3 protein-coding genes are annotated in these 23,989 nt (G+C 74.3%); all 3 read left to right on the plus strand.

What is annotated here, in order from left to right; translation table 11 throughout:
• Positions 1-2 precede the first annotated feature (2 nt).
• From Q4V64_RS44205 to Q4V64_RS44215, 3 genes are read left to right on the plus strand one after another with little or no spacing between them, the layout of a single operon-like run.
• The gene (locus tag Q4V64_RS44205) at positions 3-1,874 is read left to right on the plus strand and encodes a non-ribosomal peptide synthetase (protein WP_124438024.1); all 1,872 of its coding nucleotides are present in this window, start codon (positions 3-5) and stop codon (positions 1,872-1,874) included.
• A complete protein-coding gene (locus tag Q4V64_RS44210) occupies positions 1,871-12,760 on the plus strand; it encodes a non-ribosomal peptide synthetase (protein WP_148100368.1) in 10,890 nt (3,629 codons plus the stop codon). Before Q4V64_RS44205 ends, Q4V64_RS44210 begins: the two co-directional genes overlap by 4 nt.
• Position 12,761: 1 nt before the next feature.
• The gene (locus Q4V64_RS44215) at positions 12,762-23,906 is read left to right on the plus strand and encodes a non-ribosomal peptide synthetase (protein ID WP_124438022.1); all 11,145 of its coding nucleotides are present in this window, start codon (positions 12,762-12,764) and stop codon (positions 23,904-23,906) included.
• Positions 23,907-23,989 lie beyond the last annotated feature (83 nt).

Raw genomic sequence — 23,989 nt, forward strand, 5'->3', positions numbered from 1 at the left:
CCATGCCCACCCCCGCCGTTCCCGACGTCCTGGCCCGGCTGCTCGTCAGCACCCGGAACAAGCCCGAGGCGACCGCGGTCGTGGTCGGTGAATCCGCCCTGACCTACCGCGAGTTCGACGCGGCGTCCGCGGCGCTCGCCGCGCGGCTCCGCGCCGCCGGGGTGTGCAGGGGGCAGACCGTGCTGCTGTACCTGCGGCAGAGCGTGCACACCGTGGTCGGTATGGCGGCCGCCCTGCGCCTGGGCGCCGCGTGGTGCGTGGTGGAACCGGGCCACCCGGTCGAGCGCATCGAGACGCTGCTCCACGACGTGGACTGCGCGGCGCTCGTCCTGGACGACACGCAGAGCCCGCAGGTCCCGGACAGCGCCCGCATCCACGACGCCGCACGCGCCCTCGCCGATGCCGCGCCCCGCCCGCTCGCCGTGCTGGAGGTCGGCGGCTCGCAGGGCTATGGGCCCGCGCCCGGCGCGGAGCCCGCCCCCGCCGTCGATGAGCCCGGCGACCTGCCCGCGTACATCATCACCACCTCGGGCTCGACGGGCGAGCCGAAGGGGATCGTCGTCAGCCGGGACAACCTCGCCCACATGGTGGCCGCTCGGCGCGATGAGCCGGGCCGCCCCACCTTCTCCACATGCCGGTTCACCTGGGACGGCTCCCTCCTGCTGCTCTTCCAGGCGCTGTGCACCGGCGGCACCGCCGTCCTGGCCGACCACCGTGCGATCCCCGACGCGTCCGCCTGCGCCGGACTCGTCCTGCGATGGCGCGTGGCACAGCTCGTGTCGCCCCCGTCGTTCTACCGTCTGATGCTTCCTCACCTGGCCGGCGCGGACGCGCACCTGAGGGAGGTGATCCTCGCCGGGGAGGCGTTCCCCGAGGCCCTGATCCCGCAGCACCGCGCCGTGCTGCCGGACACGCGGCTGCGCAACGAGTACGGGCCCACGGAGACCACGGTCACGGTGCTGGCGCACCCCGTGAGCGGCCCGTACGGGGGGAAAGTGCCCATCGGCACCCCCCTGGGGACGACCGCCGCCCATGTGCTGGACGAGCGGTTGCGGCCCGCGCCCGCCGGGCAGCTCGGCGAGCTGTACGTGGGCGGCGCCCAGGTCGCCCAGGGTTACACGGCCCGCCCCGGTGGCACCGCGCAGTACTTCGTCGCCGACCCGTTCTCCGCCGGGCCCGGCGCCCGCATGTACCGCACCGGTGACCTGGTGCGGGTCAACGAGGCGGGCGAGATCGAGTTTCACGGCAGGGCGGACGGCCAGCTCAAGGTGCGCGGGGTGCGCGTGGAGCGGCAAGCGGTCGAGGCAGTCCTGGAGTCCCATCCGGCGGTGCGCCAGGCCACCGTGCTCGGCGTCCCCGATGAGCACGGCGACACCGGACTCGTCGCCTTCTGGTCCCCGGCCGGTACGGCCGTGGCGCTGCCGGACACCCGCGAGCTGATCGAGCTGTGCGCAGCGCACCTCCACGACCAGGCCGTGCCGGAGACCTTCGTCACCGTCGGCGCGATGCCGCTCGCCGCCACCGGCAAGACCGACGAGGCGGCCCTGCTCGCCCTGCTGCCCGACGCCCCCGGCCGGCCCTCCGGCGGTGCGGGCAGCGGCTGGACCCCGCTCCAGAGCGTCGTCGCACGGCTGTGGACGCGGGTGCTGAAGCACGACCGGTTCGGCCTCAGGGACAGCTTCTTCTCCGTGGGCGGCAACTCGCGCCGCGTCGTCGAGCTGCACCTGGGCCTACAACGCGAGTGGCCGGGCGCGGTGCGTGTGGGACAGCTGTTCGACCTGGACACCGTGGAGGCCCAGGCGGCGGCGCTGGTCGCCGCACAGAGCCGGGTTCGGGCAGGTGGGAACGACGGACGACCAGGGGAGCGACAGTGACGCGTACGCACACAGTGGGGCACCCGATGGAGCCGACCGACGACGACATCGCCGTCGTCGGCATCGCAGTCCGCCTTCCCGGGGCAGACAGCTTGAAGGAGTTCCGCCGGAACCTCCTCGCCGGCATCGACAGCGTGGGTCCCATGCCCGCCGAGCGGGCCGCCGCGACCGGCCTGGACCCGGCGCAGCCGCATCTGCCCATGGGGCACCTGCAGGACATCCACACCTTCGACTACGCCCTCTTCGGGCTCTCGCGCCGCGAGGTCACCCTGATGGACCCGCAGCAGCGGCTCGCGCTGCTCCTCGCCCATCAGGCGTTGGAGGACGGCGGCTACGCGGCGGCGGAGCTGGGCGGGCAGCAGACCGCCGTCGTCTTCAGCGCCGCCGCCTCCACCTACCGTGCGGCGGCGCGGGAGCCGGGCGTCCTGAGCGCGCTGGGCAACCTGTCCTTCGGCGCGTCGGCGCGCGTCGCGCACGTCCTCGGGCTCACCGGGCCGACCTACGCGGTCGACTCCGGCTGCAACAGCTCCCTGCTCGCCGTCCACCACGCCTGCCGCGAACTGGCCTGCCAAGACGCGCAGTACGCGCTGGTCGGCGGCGTCAGCGTGCGCCCGGGAGGGCTTCCGGCCGGCGAGGCCGAGGCGATGTCGGAGCTGGTCTCCGGCAGCGGGCGCTGCCGGGCCTACGACGCGGCGGCCGACGGCGCGGCGCCCGGCGAGGGCGGGGCGGTCCTGCTGCTCACCACGGTGGGCAGGGCCCGTACCGACGGCGCCACGATCCACGCAGTGATCCGGGGCAGCGCCGTCCTGCACAATGGGCGTGCCGCGGCCACCATCAGCACGCCCAGCGCGGCGGCCCAAACCCGGGTGATCGGCAAGGCGTGGCAGGCCGCGGGCCTGGACCTGTCGTACGCCGGATACCTGGAGGGGCATGGCTCGGGCACGCCGTTGGGCGACGCCGTCGAACTGGAAGGCCTGGCCGCAGCCGTCGGGGCGCGGCACGCGCCGCTGCCCCTGGGCTCGGTGAAGTCCAACATCGGGCACCTTGACCACGCGGCGGGGATCGCCGGGCTGGTCAAGGCCATTCTCAGCGTGCACCACGGCGAGCTGTACCCCACCGTCCACTTCAGGGAGGCGACCGGCGGCGTCCGGCTCGCCGACCTCGGCCTGGAGGTGGTCACCAAGGCCAGGCCGTGGCAGGACGGGAACCGGGTCGCCGGAGTGAGCTCCTTCAGCCTCGGCGGCATCAACGCGCACTGCGTGGTCCAGCAGCCTCCAGCGCCCGTGCCCGTCGGCGTCCCGGCGACGGACGAGCCGCGTCTGGTCGCCGTGTCGGCGCGCAGCCGGGCCGCCCTGACCCGGCTGTGCGCCGCTCTCGGCAGCGCGCTGCGCGACAGCGAGGACGACATCACCGACGTCGCGTTCACGCTCAACCAGGGGCGCGGCCACTACGAGCACCGGGTCGCCGTCCGCGCCCGGGACACCGAGGAACTCGCCGTCCGGCTGGCCGCACAGGCCACCTGGCTGAGCGAGGAGCCCGCCCCGGAACACGCCGGGTTCGGGGAAACGGGCCCGGCGGGCGAAGCCCCGGCGGTCGTGCTGATCCTGTCGCCCGACCCCGACGAACAGGCCGGACAGGCTGAGGCGCGGGAGGAACTGCGGCGCTGCGGGGTGCGCGTCGACTGCGTGCTCGGCGGGCCCCCCGCGGGCGGTTCGGGTGACCTGGCGGCGCCGGTGGGTGAACTGCTCGCCGGAGGGCCCGTGGTCTTCGTCGGCCTGGGCCCGGACAGCGGCCTAGGTGAACTCGTGGCCCGGCATGCCGCCGCGGCGGGGGGACACGGCGCCGACATCGTCACGGTGTCCCCCCGTACGGGCGGACTGCTCGGCGCACTCGGCGCGCTCTACACCCGCGGAGTCGACCTGGACTGGCGGGCGGTGTCCGCACCGCCGCTGTCCCGGCAGGGGGAGCCTGCCCGCGCGCCGCGCCGACTGCGCCTTCCGGGGCACCCGGTGCTCGGCACGCGCTGCTGGGCGGACCCGCCCACGGAGCGGACCGAGCCGCCGGTGGCCGCGGCGGTCGTGCGGCAGGAGCCGGCACCGCCGGAAACCGCACCGCAGGACGCAGCACGGCGCCACCAGGAGCCGTCGCAATCGTCGTACCCGGCATCGCGGAGCGAGGAGCCGGGCACCGGCGAGGGGGCGGACGCCACCGCCTGGCTCTGCGCCACGCTGGACGAGCTGCTGCGGACCGAGACCCCGGTCGGCCCCGACGCGGACTACTTCGCGCTGGGCGGCAACTCGATCATCGCCCTTCAGCTGGTCGACCGGATCCAGGACCGCTACGGCTTCCGGCCCAGGCTGATCGACACCTACAGCCACCCCAGGGTCGGGGACCTCGCCACGCTGATCCGGGAGCGCGACGCACCCACCACCGCACCCGTCCCGCCGGTGGTGCCGCAGCAGAACCTGGTGGTGTCCTTCGGGCAGGAGCGCATGTGGTTCCATCACCAGCTCGACGAGGACACCACGCTCTACAACCTGCCCATGGTCAGCCATGTGCGCGGCAGCCTGGACGTCGACGCCATCCGCGGCATGTGGGAGGACCTGGCGCAGCGGCACGAGGTGCTGCGGTCCAACTTCTTGGAGGTGGACGGCGCTCCCGTCCTGCGGATCCGGCCCCGGCTGGGGGACTTCTTCCGGTTCGAGGACGTCTCCGGCACACCGGATCCCCACCAGGCCGCGCGGCAGCTGGTGCGCGAGGCCGCCGAGCACCGCTTCGATCTGGCGGACGACCCCCTCGTGCGGGTCCTGGCCGTCCGCATCGCACCGGAAGAGCACGTCCTCCAGGTGACCATGCACCACGCGGTCAACGACGGCGGATCGCCGAGGATCTTCGAGCGGGAGCTGCCGGAGCTGTACGCGGCCCGCCGCGCCGGCCGCGCCCCCCGGCTCGAACCGCTCCCGATCCAGTTCCGCGACTACGCCCAGTGGCAGCGCGATCTGGTCGCCTCCTCCGCACTCAACGGTGAACTGGAGTACTGGAAGCGGCAGTTGAGTGGTGTTGTGCCGCTGCGGATGCCGACCGACCACCCTCGTCCCACGCGCAGGAGCCACACCGGAGCCTTGTATCCGTTCACCGTCCCTGGCGACTTGGTGCGGGAGCTGCGGACGGTGGCGGTGCGCGAGTCGGCGACGCTGTTCGTGCTGCTGCTCGCCGCGTTCTACCTGCTGCTCGGTCGGCACAGCCGGCAGGACGACCTGGTCATCGGAGCGCCGACCACCGGGCGCACCCGGCCGGAGGTGCAGGGGCTCATCGGCTTCTTCAACAGCACCGTGGCGCTGCGGGCCGACCTGTCGGGCGACCCCGGGCTGTCCGCGTTCGTGCAGCGCGTGAAGACCGTCGTACTGGAGGGCCTCGAGCACCAGGAGGTGCCCTTCGACCGGGTGGTCAACGCCCTGGTGACCGACCGGGATCCGAGCAGGTCGCCGCTGTTCGACGTCTTCTACGTGCACCAGGAGCTGCCGCCGGTCCAGCAGGTGGACGGCGCCGCCGTCGGGTTCTTCGACGAGCGGCACACCAGGGAGAACCTGTTCGGCGGAATGCCCGCGGGCACCGCCAAGTTCGACCTGACGCTGGTGACCGAGGACCGGCAGGGCCAGGACGAGATGGTGTCGTGCCTGGAGTTCAGCACCGAACTGTTCACCGAGCGCACCGCCGCCTTCCTGACCGCCGAATACGTGGAGATCCTCCGCGAGATCGCCGCCGAGGGCAGCGGCGCCCTGCCCCTGTCGCACTTCCTCGACGCGCCCCTCACCCAGGAGCGGGAACCGGAACTTCCCGCGGCGCAGAAGACCGTCCCCGCCGTGTTCGAGGCCGTGGCCGCCGCCGCCCCCGGCAGCGTCGCCGTACGCGACCGGCACGGGCGGTTGACCTACGGCGAACTCGACACCCGCGCCGACCGGGTCGCGCGGCGGTTGGCCGCGCGAGGAGTGGGCCCCGAGGACGTCGTTGCCGTCGTCACACCCCGCACCGTGGACATGGCCGTCGCCGTCCTGGGCGTGCTGAAGTCCGGCGCCGCCTATCTGCCCGTCGACCCCGACTACCCGGCGGGCCGCGTCTCGTTCCTGCTCACCGACGCCCGGCCACGGGCCGTGGTGACGACGCGGGAGCTGGCCGGGAGCCTGCCGCCCGGTGTGCCCGAGACGCTGCTGCTGACCGCCGGAGATGAGGACGGCGGTGCTCTGCCGGTACCCACGGCACCCGGACCCGGCAACGCGGCCTACGTCATCTACACCTCGGGCTCCACCGGGCAGCCCAAGGGCGTGGTGGTTCCCCACCGCAACGTCCTCACCTTCGCCCGATGGGTTCAGCGGGAGCTCGGCGACGCCGCGTTCGACCGCGTGCTCAACGCGACCTCGCTCAGCTTCGACCCGTCGGTCCTGGAGCTGCTCGTCCCCCTGCTGACGGGCGGCAGCGTCGACATCGTCCGCAACCTGCTCTCGCTGCTGGACCAGGGCACCTGGGCCGGCAGCCTGATCAACGCCGTGCCGTCGGTCTACCGGCGCGTCACACAGGCGGAATGGGTCGACGAACGGGCCGAACACTACGTCTTCGGCGGGGAGCCTCTCACCGCCGACCTGGTGCGGCAGATCCGTCGACGCAAGCCGGGCGCCACCGTCCTGAACCTGTACGGGCCCACCGAGGCCACCGTCTACGCCACCGCGGGGCGGTGTGCCCCCAGCACGGAAGGCCGCCCGCCCATCGGCCCTCCCGCCCCGCATGCCCACTGCCGGGTGCTCGACCCGGAGCTGCGCCCCGTACCCCCGGGCGGCAAGGGCGAGCTCTACCTGGCGGGTGACGGCCTGGCGCGCGGCTACGTGCACCGGCCCGCGCCGACCGCCGAGCGCTTCGTCGCCGACCCGTTCGGTGAGCCGGGCACGCGCATGTACCGGACAGGCGATCTGGTGCGCTGGAACGCCGACGGGGAACTGGAGTTCGCGGGCCGCGCCGACAACCAGGTCAAGGTACGCGGACACCGGGTGGAGCCCGGTGAGATCGAAGCACGGCTGATCGCTCTGCCGGAGATCGCCGCAGCCTGCGTCGTGGCCACCGACGACGGGGAGGGCGACCACGTGCTGACGGCATACGTCGAGCCGGCGGCGGGAGCCACGCCCCACCCCGAGGCCGTACGGGAGGCGCTGGGCCGGGAGCTGCCGGCCCCGTTCGTGCCCGAGGCCGTCGAGGTCCTCGACGCGCTCCCGCTCACCCCCAGCGGCAAGAGCGACCGGCTCGCCCTGCGCGAGCGCGCTGCCGCGCGGACAGCCGGTGCCGACGCGCCGCCCGAGAGTCCGGTGGCCGACCTCACGCAGGTGATGTGCCAGGTCTTCGCCGACGTCCTGGGCCTGCCCGAAGCCGGGCCGGACGACAGCTTCTTCGCTCTCGGCGGCGACAGCATCCGTTCGATCAAGCTCGTCCGCAGAGCCCGGCGGGCCGGAGTGATGATCTCCCCCGAGGACGTCTTCGTCCACCAGACCCCCGCCGAACTCGCTGCGGCGGGCAGCCCGCGGCCCGCGCCCCGCCCGGCCCCGGAGCAGGTTCCCGCTCCGCCCCCGCCCGAGCCGGAGCCCGAACCCGAGCTCGTTCCCGTGCCCGTACGGCAAGCCGTCCCCGGAGCCCTGCTCCCCACTCCGCTCGATCCCCACGAGCGCGACTGGCTGGAGTCCGCCTACCCCGGCCACCTGGACGTCCTGCCACTGACCCCGCTTCAGGAGGGACTGCTCTTCCACCGCCAGTACGACCGGCACAGCGAGGACGTGTACGTCATGCTGATGTCGCTCGACATGACCGGCGCGCTGAACGTGTCCGCGCTGCGGCGTGCCGTGGTGGGCCTGTGCCGTCGTCGTACCAACCTGGTCGCGGGCTTCGTGCGGCTGCCCACCGGCCGTCTCGTGCAGGTCGTCCCACGGCGTGACCCGGAACTCGCCGAGATCGACCTCTCCCATCTGGCGCCGGAGGAGCAGCAGACGCAGTGCGCCCGGCTCGCCGCCCAGTCACGCGCCACCCGCTTCGACCCGGCCGACCCCCCGCTTCTGCGCTTCACCCTGCTGCGGCTGGGCGGCGAACGGTTCCAGCTCCAGGTGGTCAGCCACCACATCCTGCTGGACGGCTGGTCCAACCAACTGCTGCTGCCCGAGCTGTTCGCCCTCTACAACGGCGCCCAGGCGCTGCCCGAGTGCACGCCCTACCGCGACTACCTCGCTTGGCTCGGGCAGCAGGACCGTCCGTCAGCGCTGCGCGCCTGGCAGGACGCCCTCGCCGGGCCCGTGGAGCCCACGCTCCTCGCCCCGCCCGGCCATCGCGGCGGGCAGTGGCCCGGGCGGCGCACGTACCGGTTCGGCGAGCAGGAGACGGCGGAGATCGCCGCTGCCGCCGCCGCACTCCGTGTCACCGTCAACACGCTGATGCAGTGCTGCTGGGCACTGCTGCTCGCCGAGGAGACGGGCCGCAAGGACGTGGTCTTCGGCATCACGGTCTCCGGCCGCTCACCGGACCTGCCCGGCGTCGAGTCGGTCATGGGGTTCCTCATCAACACGCTGCCGATGCGGGTCACGCTCTCCCCGGGCGAGACCATCGCCGAGCTGCTGCGCCGGGCGCAGCGCGAACAGGCCCGGATGATGCCCCACAACCACGTGGGCCTCGGCGACATCCAGACCGCCGCCGGTACGGGCGAACTCTTCGACACCGCCATGGTGTTCGAGAACTTCCCCCAGCCGGGAGAGCAGACACGGTCGGCGCTGGAGGACGTGCGCGTCACCCGCGCGTTCAGCGAGTCGGCGGGACACTACCCGCTGGTCCTGATGGCCTTCCCGCACGAGACCACCCTTGACCTGAATCTGCTGCACCGCAGGGACCTGGTCGACGACGTGTCCGCCTCGCGGCTGCTGGACCGGCTGCTGTGGCTGATCCGCACCGCCGTCCGGGAGCCCGCCACCACGGTGGCGCGGCTGGACCTGCTGGACGACGCGGACCGCGCCCGCCTGGAGCGCTACCGCAGCAGCGACGAGCAGGTGCCGCCGGCCGTCGTCCCCGCCCTCGCCGAGGCGCAGGCGGCCCGCACCCCCGACGCGCCCGCGCTGTACGTGGCCGACGGCAGCGGCACTCGGCTCAGTCACGCCGAACTCGACTCCCGCGCCGGCAGGCTGGCGCGGGAACTGCTGGCGCGCGGTGCCGGCCCGGAGCGCCGGGTGGCCGTGTTGTTGCCGCGCTCCGTCGAGCTGATCACCGCGTTCCTCGCGGTGCTCAAGACCGGTGCGGCCATCGTCCCGCTGGACCCCCAGTACCCGCGGGACAGGCTGCGGCTGATCCTCGACGACGCGGCTCCCGGCCTGCTGGTGACCGACACCGAGCGGCAGCCGCACGCCCCGCCGGGTGCCGGGCTGCTCGTCGTGGACGACCCCGCCACCGCGGACCGCATCGCAGCCCGCCCGGACGGACCCGTACGAGACGAGGAGCGGCCGGCGCCGCTGCTGCCGGACCACGCGGCGTACGTCATCTACACCTCGGGCAGCACCGGCAGGCCGAAGGGCGTCGTGGTCCAGCACACCGGTGTGGCGGGCGTGGTGCACAGCGGCCTGCGCACGCTCGGTGTGGGTGAGGAGAGCAGGATCCTGCACCTCCTCTCCCCGGCCTTCGACGCCGGGGTGCTCGAGATCCTGGAGAGCTTCTGCTCCCCGGCGGCTCTCGTCCTCGCCCGCCCCGAGCGGCTGCGGCCGGGGCCGGCACTGGCCGAGCTGCTGCGTGAGGCGGAGATCACCACGGTGAGCCTGACCCCCTCCATCCTCACCGTGCTCGACCCCGAGAGCGTGCCCGCGCGGACCGTCATACGGTCCTGCGCCGAGGCGCTGCCGCCGGAGCTGGCGCGACGCTGGTCGAGTCGGCACCGCCTGCTCAATGTCTACGGGCCGACCGAGGCCACGGTCATGGCGACCGTCTCCGAGCCGCTGGACTCCGAGGCGGCGCCCATCGGCCGCCCCGTCGCCAATGCCACCGTGCACCTCCTCGACCATGTGCTGCGACCCGTCCCGCCGGGACGGACCGGGGAGGTCTACCTCTCCGGCCCCCTCGTGGCCCGCGGCTATCTGGGGCAGTCGGGACTGACGTCATGCCGCTTCCTGGCCGACCCGTTCGCGGCCGACGGGCGCAGGATGTACCGCACCGGGGACCTGGCCCGCTGGAACACCGACGGACAGCTGGAGTTCGTGGCGCGGGCCGACCGGCAGCTGAAGGTCCGGGGCTTCCGGCTGGAGCCCGGCGAGATCGAGTCGGAGCTGCTGCGGCACCAGGCCGTCGCCGAGGCGGCCGTGGTGGCACACCGGAACGGCGACGGCGGCACCCGGCTCGTCGCCTACGTCGTGCCCGAGCCCGGCATCGTGCAGGACCCGGACGCCGGGACCGATCGGGAGACGGAGGAGTCCCGGCTCGCCGAGCGGCGTGCCCTCGACGACAGCGGGTGCGGACCCGACCCGACCGGCGAGGCCTCGGCCGGCCCGTATGCCGGGGACACCACCGCAGCCCACGACGACGGGCCCGTCACGGCCGCGGAGCCGTACCCCTGGCGGGACGCCACCGTGGCGCGCCTGCGCGAGCTGAACCCGTGCCGGGTACTGGAGATCGGCGCGGGCAGAGGGCAGCTCCTGGCCGCCCTGGCGCCGGACTGCGAGAGGTACTGCGCCACCGAGATCTCCCCCGCCGTCGCCGCCCTGCGAGTCCGGCAGGCCGACTTCCCGCAGCTCGCCGACCGCGTCGACGTACGGCAGCAGGCCCCGCACGACTTCTCCGGCTTCCGCGCGGGCGAGTTCGACACCATCGTGCTCGACTCGGTGGTGCAGTACTTCCCGTCGGTCGACTACCTCCGGCGCGTGCTCACCGGAGCCCTCCGCCTGCTCGCCCCCGGCGGAGCGCTCTTCGTCGGAGGGGTGCGCGATGCGCTCCTGCTGCCGTGCCTGTACACCGCGGCCGAGTGCGGCGTGATGTCCCCGGCGACCCCCGTCTCGCTGGTGCGGTTCACCGCCGGGCGCAAGGCGCTGCTGGACCGGGAACTCGCCCTGGCGCCCGCGTTCTTCGGCACCCTGGAGGCCGGCGGCTGTGACATCCGACTGAGGTCCGCAGGCCCCGACGGTGGGCTGACCGGTCACCGCTACGACGTCGTGCTCCACAAGGAGGTCGGCGACGCCGTCTCCGTCGGCGGAGCCACCCGGCTCACCTGGGGCGCGGACGTGTCGGGGACCGACGAGCTGACCTCGCTGCTGCGCGGCGCCCCCGCCCCGCTGCCCCTGCGCGTGTGCGGGATCCCGGACGCACGGGTCGCCACCGAGCTCGCCCTGTGGCAGGCCGTCGAGGCCGCACCCGCCTCCACCACCGTCGGCCGGCTCACCGCCACCCCCGCACGCGGCGCAGTGACGCCCGAGAAGCTGACCGAGGCCGCCGCGGCGGCCGGCTACCGCGCCCTGGTGACGCCCACGGCTGATCCGGGCGCGTTCGACGCCGTTCTCGTCCCCCGCGGCGGGGGCGCGGACCCGGTGCGCTTCCGCGACGTGTGCGAGGCACCCGTCCCCGACGGCCCGCTGGCGCACGATCCGGCCGAGGCCTCCGCCAGGGCCCGGCTGCCCGCGGTCCTGCTGTCCTGGCTGCGCTCCGCGCTGCCCCCGCACGCCGTCCCGGCAGCCGTCACCGTCATACACCGGCTGCCCCGTACGCCGAACGGCAAGACAGACCTCTCCCGGCTGCCCGACCCGGGAGAACTCGCCGTCGGGCAGGGTCGAGCGCCTCGCACCATGCAGGAGATCCAGCTGTGCGAGCTGTTCGCCGAGACGCTCGGGTCGGCCGCCGTCGGAATCGACGACAACTTTTTCGATCTGGGAGGCCACTCCCTGCTCGCGGCCCAGCTGGCCCGCCGCATCGAGGAGGTCTGTGGCGGCGAGATCGACGCGTCGCTGGTGTTCGCGGCACCCACCGTCGCCCAGCTCGCCGAACGCCTCGGGCCGGACAAGGAGCACCTCGCCTTCGACACCCTGCTCCCGCTGCGTGCCGCGGGTAGCCGGCCGCCGCTGTACTGCGTTCACCCCGCCGGCGGTGTGGCCTGGATGTACGCGGCGTTCCTGCGCCACGTCAACCAGCAGCTGCCGCTGTACGCACTCCAGGCCCGAGGGCTCGACGGTCACGAGCGGTTGCCCGGCAGCATCGAGGAGATGGCTGCCGACTACGTCGCCGAGATCCGTGCCGTACAGCCCGAGGGTCCCTACCACCTGCTCGGATGGTCCTTCGGAGGCCTGGTCGCGCACGCGATGGCCACACAGCTCCAGGAACAGGGGGAGCGGGTCGGGCGTCTCATCCTGCTGGACTCGTACGTCGTGGCGGACCTGCCGTACGTGCCGCCGGCAGCGCAGGGCGAGCGGCAACGCGCCGTGCTGGGTGCGCTGCTCGACATCGCGGGCGTCCGGCCGGCCGGACTGCGCGACGAGGAACTCACCACGCGGCGGTTCCTGGAGATCGTGCGCCGACGCGAGAGCGTGCTCTCCGGCATGTCCGAGCGGCACCTGGTCGGCATAAGCCGCGTCTTCGAGAACAACGCCCGCCTGGCCGCCGTCCACCGCCCGGTGCCGTACCGGGGAGACGTGCTGTTCGTCGAGGCGGCGAAGGATACGACGGGTCTGGGCGAGGACTTCCCCGAGCTGGACCCTGCCGCCACGTTTCGGCCGTACGTCACGGGCGAGCTGCACATCCACCGCAGCGACTTCCTCCACCAGGACCTCGGCGACCGCGCGTCGCTCGTCTCCCTCGCCCACATCCTGGACGACGCGCCGCACTCCGCCGAGGGGGAGGACTGAGATGACCGGGCGACAGTGGCCACTGACGGCCGCACAGTCGGGCATCTGGTACGGCCATGAACTCGACCGCACCGGCTGGGCCTACGTCGGCGGCCAGTACGTGCACCTCCACGGCACCGTCGACGAGAACCGCTTCGAAACGGCCCTGCGCGCCGTCGTCGCGGGCAGCGAGTCCCTGCGGGTGCGCTTCGAACGGGCCGGTGGCGGCGCCGACGTACCCGAGGTCGTACAGATCGTGGAACGCCTGGACGACTGGCCGCTGCACCGCCGGGACTTCCGCGCGGCGGACGATCCGCTCGCGGACGCGCGGCAGTTCTTGGAGGAGGAGCACCGAACCGCCTGCGACCTGACGCGGGCGCCCTCCTTCGACCACTACCTGCTCCGGGTGGGGGACGAGGCGTATCTGTGGTGCCTGAAGATCCACCACATCCTCGCCGACGGCACGGCGGCGGCCGCCCTCGTGCGCCGCGTCGCTCGCACTTACACCGAGCTGTGCGCGGGCCGGGCACCGAGCGAGGAGGTGCCCGACCGGCTCGAAACGCTGCTGGTCCAGGACGCGGACTACCGTGCCTCGGACCGCTTCCGCCAGGACACTGCCTTCTGGGCCGGGCAACTCGCGGACATCGACAGCGCACCGCAGCTCGCCACAGGCCCCGTGTCCGGCGGTGCGGACAGCCATGTGCGGCGCAGCGCGCATCTGCCGGCGGAGCGGTGGCGGGCGGTCCAGGCCGCGGCGGCGCGGTTCGGCGAGCGCTGGCCCGCGCTGTTCGCCGCCGGGCTCGCCGTCGCCGTGCACGCCGACACCGGTGAGCGCGAGACCGTCCTGGGGCTGAGCGTGCCTGCCCGGGTCGGCCGCGCGGCGCGCCAGGCGTTCGGGACTTCGGCCAACATCGTGCCGCTGCGGGTGTCGGTCGATCCGGCGGCCACGGTGGCCGAGCTGGTGCACATGGCGGGGTCGCGCACCCTCACCGCACTGCGCCACCAGCGGTACCGCTACGAGGACATGCTCCGGGACCGCTCCGCCCTCCTGGGCGAGCGCCGGCTGACCGGGCCCGTGCTCAATGCCATGACCATGGACCAGGACCTGGACTTCGCCGGGGTCCGCGGCACCGTACACGAGGTCTCACCCGGCCGCAGCGACGGCTTCGCCGTCGGCGTCTACCACAACGGGGAGCCGGACCTCCGCGTCGACGTCGACGCCGCGGCCGGGCAGTGCGCGCCGGAGGCCGCGGCGGCCCAGCTGGACCGGCTCCTCGCCCTCGTCTCGGCCCTGTCCGAGGCCTCGCCGGACACCCCCGTGGGACGCCTGCGCACGGACACCGGCACCGGCACCGGCACACCAGTGCCGCGCTCATCGGGCCCCACGTGTACGGCAGGCGGGAGCTCGGGAGTGGGGGACCCGGCAAGCGTGGACGCGGGAGCCGAGGATCCGGGAGCCGAGGATCCGGGAGCCGCGGACCCGGAGGCCGCCGATCCACCGGCGGCCGCGGATTCGGGAGCCGCGGATCCGGAGGCCACCGATCCACCGGCGGCCGGGGATCCGTTAGCCGCAGATCCGGCAACCGCGACCCTCACCGGGCTCTTCGCCGCCCAGGTGGCCGCCCGCGCCGATGCCGTCGCCGTCGTGTCCGGCACCACCCGGCTCACCTATGCCGAACTGGACGCGCGTGCCGAGCGGATCGCGCGGCGGCTCGCCGGGGAGGGGGTCGGGCCCGGTGATCTGGTCGCCGTATCGCTGCCTCGGGCGGTCGGGCTGGTCGTCGGGCTGCTCGCGGTCCTCAAGGCCGGTGCGGCCTACGTACCGCTGGATCCCGACTACCCGGCCGACCAGCTGGAGCGCACTCTGGCCGACTCGGTGCCAAAGCTGGCGCTCACCGGCCCGGAGGGGGCCACGGCGCGCGCCGCCGCCCGGACGCACGGCGTGCCGGTGCTCCTGCTGGAACCGGACAGCGGCACGGAGTACGCCCCCGGCGACGGCACGGACAGATCCGCCGCCCCCGAAGCGGCACCGCGCGGACCCGGCGGCGGCAGTCCGGCGTACGTCATCTACACCTCGGGCTCGACGGGCACCCCCAAGGGCGTCGTCGTCACGCACCGGAACGTCACCCGGCTGTTCGTCGCCACCGCGGACCGGTTCACCTTCGGCCCCGACGACACCTGGACCCTCTTCCACTCCTACGCCTTCGACTTCTCCGTCTGGGAGTTGTGGGGCGCCCTGCTGCACGGCGGCCGACTGGTGATCGTCCCGCACGCCACGGCGCGCTCGCCCTTGGACTTCCTCGAACTGCTGGTCGCCGAGCGGGTCACGGTCCTCAACCAGACGCCGTCGGCGTTCAGCCAGCTGGCCGAGGCCGACGTGAACCGTCCCGACCTGGGCGACCGGCTCGCCCTGCGCTACGTCGTCTTCGGCGGAGAGGCCCTCGAACCCTGGCGCCTGACGTCCTGGTACGCCCGGCACACCGACGACGCGCCCCGCCTGGTCAACATGTACGGCATCACGGAGACCACCGTCCACGTCACCCACGCCCCCGTCGGCGCGGACGCGTCGGCCACCGCCGGGAGCGTCATCGGCCGTCCGCTGCCCGACCTGCGGGTGCGGGTGCTCGACGCCGCGTTGAGGCCCGTGCCCCCCGGCATCCCCGGCGAGATGTACGTCGCGGGTGGGGGCGTGTCCCTGGGCTACCTGAACCGTGCGGCGCTCACCGCCTCGAGGTTCGTCGCCGACCCGTCGGGGCCGCCCGGCAGCCGTATGTACCGCAGCGGCGACCTGGCCCGCCGGGCGACGGACGGCACTCTGGAATACCTCGGCCGCGCCGACCGGCAGGTGCAGGTCCGCGGCTTCCGCATCGAACCCGGCGAGATCGAGTCCGCGCTCACCGCGCTCCCCGGCGTGCGGGACGCGGCGGTGCTGCTGGTCGAACACGCCCCCGGCGACCGTCGCCTGACCGCGTATCTGGCCGCGGACGACACGGCCGCGCGGACGGCGCCCGAGCGGGTCGCGCGGCTGCTGCCCCCGCACATGGTGCCTGCCGCCTGGGTCATCGTCGACGCCCTCCCCCTGACCGCCAACGGCAAGCTCGACGAACGCGGGCTGCGCGCCCTGCGGCCCGAATCCGCCCGCAGTCGCGGCCGGGCACCCCGGGGCGAGCGGGAGACCACGCTGCGCCGGCTGTTCGGCGAGGTGCTCGGCTGCGGCGCCAAGGGCGTCGACTTGGAGCGGAGCTTCTTCTCCCTCGGCGGGGACTCGCTCCTCGCCGGGCGGCTGGCCGGGCGCGTCCGGGCCGAGATGTCCGTGGACGTGACCGTACGAGACCTGTTCGAGCACCCCACAGTCGCCGCCCTCGCCGCCCGGCTCGGCGGCACCGCGGCCACCGCCGGCACGCGTCCGGTGCCGGTGACGCGCCCGGCCCGCGTGCCTGCCTCCGCCACGCAGCGCAGCCTGTGGTTCCTGCACCGGCTGGAGCGGCACAGCACGGCGTACCACATCCCGTTGGCGTCCCGGATCCGCGGCGCCCTCGACACGGCGGCGCTGCGGGCGGCGGCGGAGGACGTCCAGCGGCGCCACGAGAGCCTGCGCACGGTCTTCCCGCACGCCGGTGAGGAGCCCTGGCAGCGCGTCCTGGCGGAGCCCGGCAGCCCGCTGCACGTGAGCGACACCGACGAGTCCGCCCTGCATGGCGCGCTCCAGGCCGCCGTACAGCGCCCGTTCGACCTGGAGACGGAGCCGCCCTGGCGGCTGACGCTGCTGCGGCTCGCCCCGCATGACCACGTCCTGCTGCTCGTCGTGCACCACATCGCCGCCGACGAGCACGCGCTCCGCCCGCTCACCCGCGACCTGGCCGCCGCCTACGCGGCTCGCACCCGGGGGCGGGCGCCCGCCTGGGCGCCGCTGCCCGTGCAGTACGCCGACTTCACGCTGTGGCAGCGCGGGCACCTCGGGGACGCCGACGACCCGGACAGCCGGCTCGCCGCTGAGCTGGCGCACTGGCGCGAGACGCTGGCCGGAGCGCCGCCCGAGCTGCGGCTGCCCGCCGACCGGGCGCGTCCCGGCACGGCGGCCCACCCCGGCGCGGCCGTCGACTTCGCCTGGGACCCCGCGCTGGGGCAGCGGCTGGCGGAGCTGGCCGCAGCGCGCGGAGCCACAGTGTTCATGGCGCTGCACGCCGCGGTGGCCTGTGTGCTCAGCCGCCTGGGCGCGGGCACCGACATCGTGGTGGGCACGGTCACCGCCGGGCGTGCGGACCCGGTGCTCGACGACCTGGTCGGGTTCTTCGCGCAGACGCTGGCGCTGCGCACCGACCTGTCGGGCAGCCCCGGCTTCGCCGCCGTCCTCGACCGGGTCCGCGCCACGGACCTCGCCGCCTTCGCCCACCAGCAGGCCCCGTTCGAACGCGTCGTGGAGGCGGCGGCACCCCTGCGCGAGCCCGGCCGCCACCCGCTCTTCCAGGTGATGCTCACGCTGCACACGGGCCCCGAGGCCCGGCTCACGCTTCCCGGGTCGGCCTGCACGGACGTAGAACTGCGGCGCACCACCGCGAAGTACCCCCTGCTGTTCGACATCACTGAGGAGCCGGACCAGGGCCTGCACGGCTGCCTGGAGTACAGCACGCTGATGTTCGAGCGGGAGACTGCCGAGCTGATCGTGGCTGCCCTGCGGCGGTTCCTGGAGAGCGCGCTCGCTGAGCCCGGCCACGCGTTCGACACGGTCGGCGGGCTGGACGCGGTCGAGGAGACGACCCTCCGCGCCACCGGGTTCGACGACGCCGGAGCGGCTGACGAAACGGATCCCGAGACGGCTTCCGAAACGGCTTCCGAAACGGATTCCGAGACGGACGGCTCACTGCGGGATGCGGCGGCGCTGGCCGCCGAGGAACTGCTGACGTCCCTGTACGTCTCCCTCCTGGGCGTCCCGCACGTCGGCCCCGACGACGGGTTCTTCCACCTCGGCGGCGACAGCATCCTCGCGGTCCAACTGGCCACCCGCGCACAGGCCGCGGGCGTGCTGATCAGCCCTGGGGACGTCTTCGCCCACCAGAGCCCGCGGGCCCTGGCGCGGGCCGTCGGCCGCCGGGAGCCGCCGCCCGCCGTCCCGGCACGCCATGCCGCCCCCGGGCCGCTCCCGGCCACCCCCGTGGTGGAGTGGCTCGCCTCGCTCGGCGGAACCGCCGACGGTTTCGCCCAGTCCGTCGTGTGCCCGCTGCCCGAGGACGCCACCGCCGCCACCCTGCGCGCGGCACTTCAGCAGGTCCTCGACCACCACGACGCCCTGAGGCTGCGCCGGACCAGCGCGGCCGGCGAGCCGTGGACCTTCGAGGTGCGACCGCCGGGCGCGGTGCGCGCCGCCGACTGCCTGCACCGCGTCGACCCGGCGCGCGAGGACGCCTCCGACGGCGCGGCGCTTCAGCGGCTGATCGACGAGGAGCGCCGCGCGGCCCGGCGGCGGCTGGACCCGGACCGTGGCGACCTGGTGCGGGCCGTTTGGCTGCGCGGCGGCACGCAGAACCTGCTCCTGCTGGTCGTGCACCACTTCGCCGTGGACGGCGTGTCCTGGCGGATCCTGCTGCCCGACCTGGCGCAGGCGCACGCCGCCGCCGCGGCGGGCCGGCGTACCCAACTGCCGCCCGTGCCCGTGCCGCTGCGCGCCTGGGCGCACGCCCTGCGCGCCGCCGAGTCCGCGCGGACGGAGGCCGATCTGGCCTGGTGGCAGGACGTGCTCGGGCGCCCCCGTGGCACTGTCGGCGCCCGCCCGCTCGACCCGGCGGGGGACATCGCGGCACGCGCCGGCCGGCTCACCACGACTCTGAGCGCCGCGCGGACGCGGCCGCTGCTGGCCGACGTACCGGCGGGATTCCGCGCGGGCGTGCCCGACGTGCTGCTGGCCGCGCTCTCCGTCGCGCTGCACCGCTGGAGCGGCAACCCCGGCGGCGAGCCCGTCCTCGTCGACGTCGAGGGGCACGGCAGGCGCACGGACCTCGACGGCCTCGCGGACCTGGACGTCTCCCGCACTGTCGGCTGGTTCACCGCGCTCCATCCCGTCCTGCTGGATGCCTCGGGCGGCGACACCGAGGTACTCGCACGCGCCGTCAAGCACACCAAGGAGCGACTGCGCACCGTCCCGCACGGGGGCATCAGCCACGGTCTGCTCCGCTCGGCCGGACGGCTGCCCGCCGCGCACGCGCCGCTGGCCTTCAACTACCTGGGCCGCTTCGACCACGAGGAGCGCGTGGCGTGGAGCCCCGTTCCCGGCTCGCTGCGCGGCGAGGCCGACCCCGCACAGCCCCTCGCCCACGTGCTGACCGTGGACGCCTTCGTGGAGCGGGGTCCCGACGGGCCGTTTCTGCGCACGGAATGGACCTGGCCCGGCGAGGTGCTCGACACCGTCACCGTCACCGAACTCGCCGACGCCTGGCAGGCCGCCCTCTGCTCGCTCGCGACTCTCGCGTCGGGGCAGCCGGGCCGCCCCCGGCCGGTCGCGGCCACGCCCTCGGACTTCCCGCTGGCGGCCGTGGACCAGGCGCGGATCGAGGCGCTGGAGGAGACGTACGGCGAACTGGCCGACCTGCTCCCGGCCTCACCCCTGCAACAGGGACTGCTCTTCCACACGCTCTACGACCACCCCTCCGGTACCGGGGACCCCTCCGGTACCGACGACCCCTCCGGTACCGACGACCCCTCCGGTACCGGGGACGCCTCGGGCCCCGGGGACGGCTCCGGCACGCACGAGTCCTACGGCACCGACAACGCGTCCGTCACCTCGGCCACCTCCGCCACCTCCGCCACCCACGCCCCCGGCTTCGACAGCGACCCGTACCTCGTCCAGCTCACCCTCGACCTCTCCGGCGCCGTGGACCCGCAGCGCCTGCACGCCGCGGCGCGGGAGCTGTTGCGGCGGCACCCGCACCTGGCCGGCGGGTTCGCCGCCGACAACGCGGAACACCCGCTGTACGTCGTCCCCGCCGACCCCCTGCTGCACTGGCGGACCGTCGACCTGACGCACCTGCCCGTCGCCCTCCGCGTCGACCGCGCGGCGGACGAGGCCCGCCGGGACCGGCGCCGGTTCGACCCGGCGCGCCCCCCGCTGCTGCGCTTCGCCCTCGTGCGCACCGGCACTCGCCGCTGGCGGCTCGTCTTCACCCATCACCATCTGCTGCTGGACGGCTGGTCCGTGCCGCTCCTGCTGCGCGAGCTGTTCACCCTCCACGACGGTGCGGAGCCGGAACCGGCGCCCGTTCACCGGGAGTACTCGCGCTGGCTCGCCGCCCAGGACACGGCCGCGGCCCGCGCGGCCTGGCGGGCCGAACTGGAGGGAGCCGAACCCACCAGGGTGAGCGGCACCGGCACGGACGGCCGGGACCACCGGCCCGAGGTGCACACCTTCGAGCTGCCCGCCGCTCTCGCGGCACGGCTCGAACGGCGCGCCGCACAGTGCGGTGTCACGCTCAGCACCCTGATGGAGACGGCCTGGGCGCTGCTGCTCGGCCACATGACGGGCCGGGACGACGTCGTCTTCGGCACCACCGTCGCGCAGCGCCCGCCCGAGCTCGAGGGCGCGCAGCGGCTCCTCGGACTGCTGATCAACACCGTCCCCACCCGGGCGCGGCTGCGGCCCAACGAACCGCTGTCCGGCCTCGCCGCGCGCATGCACGGCCGCCGGGCCGGACTGCTGGACCACCAGCACCTGGGCCTCACCGCCATCGAGGAGGCCGCGGGCGTCAGCGGGCTCTTCGACACAGCCGTGGTCTTCGAGAACTACCCGCTCGACGAGAGCTTGGTCAGCGAACCGGCCGCCGGAGTCCGGGTGGAGAGCACCGATGTGCACGACGGCACGCACTACCCGCTGACACTCGCGGTGCTGCCCCGCGGCGGCGGCATCGGCTGCCGCCTGTACGTACGACCGGACCGGCTGCTTTGGCCCGGTACCCCGGAGGACATCCGCGACCGGTTCCTGGCGGCGTGCACGGCGCTCGCCGCCGAGGAGATGCCGCGCACCGCACAGACTCTCCTTCAGCCCGTGTCCGAGCGCACGAGGGTGCTGCGCTGGGGCCGCGGCGCGGACGTGGAGACCGCCGGTTCGCTCGCCGCCGCCTTCGAGGCGGTGGCGGCCGTCGCGCCGTCCCGTACGGCCCTGCGCCTGGGCGCCGCCACCTGCACCTACGGCGACCTCAACGCCCGCGCCAACCGGCTCGCCCGCCACCTTTCGCGGCGCGGAATCCGGCCCGGCACCCCGGTGGGCGTGGCGCTCGGCCGCTCGCCCGACGTCGCCCTCGCCTTTTTGGCGCTGGCCAAGCTGGGCGCTGTCTGCGTCCCGCTGGACACCGGCTTCCCGGGGGAACGGGTGCGCTGGATCCGGGAGCACACCGGCACCAGGCTCGTCCTGGACGCACCCCGGCGGCTGGAACGGGCGGCGGCGGACGAGTCCGCGGAGAACCTCGGCCTGGCGCTGCCGGACCGCCTCACGGCGTGCGTTCTGTTCACCTCGGGCTCCACGGGCGAACCAAAAGGGGTGCGGCTGACCCACCGCAACATCCTGACGCTCGCCGCCGACCCGGCCTGGCAGGAGGAGGGCCACGAGCGCGTGCTGTTCCACTCCCCGCACTCCTGGGACGCCACGGGCTACGAGCTGTGGATGCCACTGCTCAACGGTCGCGAGGTCGTGGTGGCACCGCCAGGCGAACTCGGCGTGGAGGACTACGGCCGCGTGCTGGAGGAAGGCAGCGTCACCGCGGCCTTCCTCACCGCGGGCCTGCTCGACGTCGTCGCCGAGCACGACCCCGCCGTACTGAGCGGGCTGCGCCGCCTGTGCACCGGCGGCGACGTCGTCTCGCCCGCGGCCGTCACGCGCTTGCGTCGGCACGCACCCCGGCTGCGCGTGACGAACCTTTACGGTCCCGTCGAGAACACCACGTTCTCCCTGATCCACGACGTCCCTGCCGCGGGACCGGAAGAGGGGCCCCTGCCCGTCGGCACCCCCACCGCGGGCGTGCGCACCCTGGTGCTCGACCAGGCGCTGCGGCCCGTCCCGCCCGGTGTCCCCGGCGAGATCTACCTGGCGGGGGACGGGCTGGCCGAGGGCTACGACGCCGCACCCGCCCGCACCGCCGAGCGCTTCGTCGCGGACCCCTTCGGCGAGCCCGGCGCCCGTCTCTACCGCACGGGCGACCTGGGTCGCTGGGACCCGCACGGCAGACTCCACTTCCTCGGCCGCACCGACCGGCAGCTGAAGGTCAGCGGCTTCCGGATCGAACCCGGCGAGGTCGAGGCCGCGCTGTGCCGTGAACCGCAGGTGACCGGCGCCTGGGTGACCTCCCGCGGCGACGGCGCATCCGACAGGACCCTCGTCGGCTACGTGGCCACCAGCGGGCATGCGGACATGACGGAACTGCGCGACCGGCTGCTGGGCAGGCTGCCGCGCCGCCTCGTGCCCGCCGTACTGGTCCAGGTCGACGACCTCCCCCTGAATCACAACGGCAAGCTCGACCGCGCCGCGCTGCCCGCGCCCGTCGGCACCACCTCCCGTGGCGCGCGCACCCCACGCCAGCAGGTGCTCGCCGCCGCCTTCGCCGCCGTACTCGGCCTGCCGGGAGTCGGCACCGACGACGACCTCTTCGCCCTCGGTGGCAATTCCTTGACCGCCATCCGCCTCGCGGGACACCTCCGTACGGCACTGCGCAGGTCCGTGTCCGTGCGCGACGTGTTCGAGGCACCCACGGTGCGCATCCTGGACCAGCGGCTGGGCCTGCGCGGACCGCAGGACGGCGCCTCCAAGGCGCCGGACCCCGCCGGCCCGCCGCCGGAGCGCCCCACGCGACTGCCGCTCTCCCCGGCCCAGCAGCGCCTGTGGACCGCCAACTATTTGGGAGAGCACCGCCCGAACTACCTCTCCGTGCTCGCACTCGACCTCGAAGGAGAACTCGACCGGGCGGCGCTGCGGGCCGTCGTCGCCGACTTGACGGACCGTCATGAAATCCTCCGGACGCTCCTCCCGTACGGCGACGACGGCCCCGAACAGCACATCCTGCCGCCGGGCCACACCCCGCCCGACGTCAGCGACACCGACATCACGCCGGAGAACCTGGACGGCGTGCTGGCGGCCGAACTCGGCCGGGGCTTCGACCTGCTGACCCAACTCCCGCTGCGCGTACGGATTCTGCACACCGGGCCGAGCCGGCATGTGCTGCTCCTCGTCCTGCATCACGCGGCAGCCGACGGGCACTCGCTGCCGCCGCTGCTCGCCGACCTGCGGTACGCCTACGCGGCCCGGCTCGCTGGGCACCCGCCGCGCTGGGAGCGGCCGGCCCCGCAGTACGCCGACCACACGCTGCGGCTTCAGCGGCACAGGGGCGACGAGAACGATGCGGACAGCCTCGCCGCCCGGCAGGCGCGCTACTGGCACCGGGAACTCGCGGGCATGCCCGAACGCCTTCAGCTGCCCTCGGCCCGCCCGGACCCGCGTGCATTCCAGGGGCGGGCCGGCACGGTCCCCCTGACCATCGACCCGCAGACGCACCGCCGCGCCGAGAAAGCGGCCCGCGGTTGCGCGGCCAGCACCTACATGCTGCTGCACGCCGCGCTCGCCGCAGCCCTCACCAGCCTGGGCGCCGGGTACGACATCCCCGTCGGGGTCGCGCTGAGCGGACGCGACGAGGAGGGCATGGACGGCCTCATCGGCTGTGTGGTCAACACCGTGGTGCTGCGCACCGACACCTCGGGCGCCCCCACCGGACGCGAGCTCGTGGCCCGGGTGCGCGACCGCCTCCTGAAGGCCCACGCCCACCAGGAACACCCCTACGACAGGATCGTCGAGACACTCGCCCGGCACCGCGGAGGTGAAGGCCGCTCCCTGTACTCGGTGGCGGTCTCGTACATACGGGCCGAAGCCGCGACGCGGGACGAGCGCCACTGGCCGGGCGGCCTCACCGTCCGGCACCGTCCCGTCCCCGTCACGCACACCGACACCGAACTCCTGCTCCAACTGCGGGAGGAGCGCACCGCGGACAACGCCCCTGCCGGTATCGTCGGCGAACTGATCCACGCCCACGCCTACTGCGACCCCGCCACCGCCGTCCGCCTCGCCGCCGCCCTGCGGGAGAAGCTCACGGCGCTGTGCGCGGACCCCGACGCCCCACTTGTCCCCACCGGGCAGTGAGCACGGAAATTCACGCGAAAGGGATCGCGCCGCCCGGCAGAATTCTGTAGCTTTACGTGAAAGACGCGTGGTGTCGGGTGGCG

Origin of the sequence: Streptomyces sp. NL15-2K (assembly GCF_030551255.1) — a bacterium.
In the GTDB taxonomy this organism is placed as follows: Bacteria; Actinomycetota; Actinomycetes; order Streptomycetales; family Streptomycetaceae; genus Streptomyces.

What these genes read in the sequence shown, in the direction of transcription:
- Q4V64_RS44215 (WP_124438022.1), top strand. Translation starts at nt 12,762, where the DNA reads ATGACCGGGCGACAGTGGCCACTGACGGCCGCACAGTCGGGCATCTGG.
- Q4V64_RS44205 (WP_124438024.1), top strand. Translation starts at nt 3, where the DNA reads ATGCCCACCCCCGCCGTTCCCGACGTCCTGGCCCGGCTGCTCGTCAGC.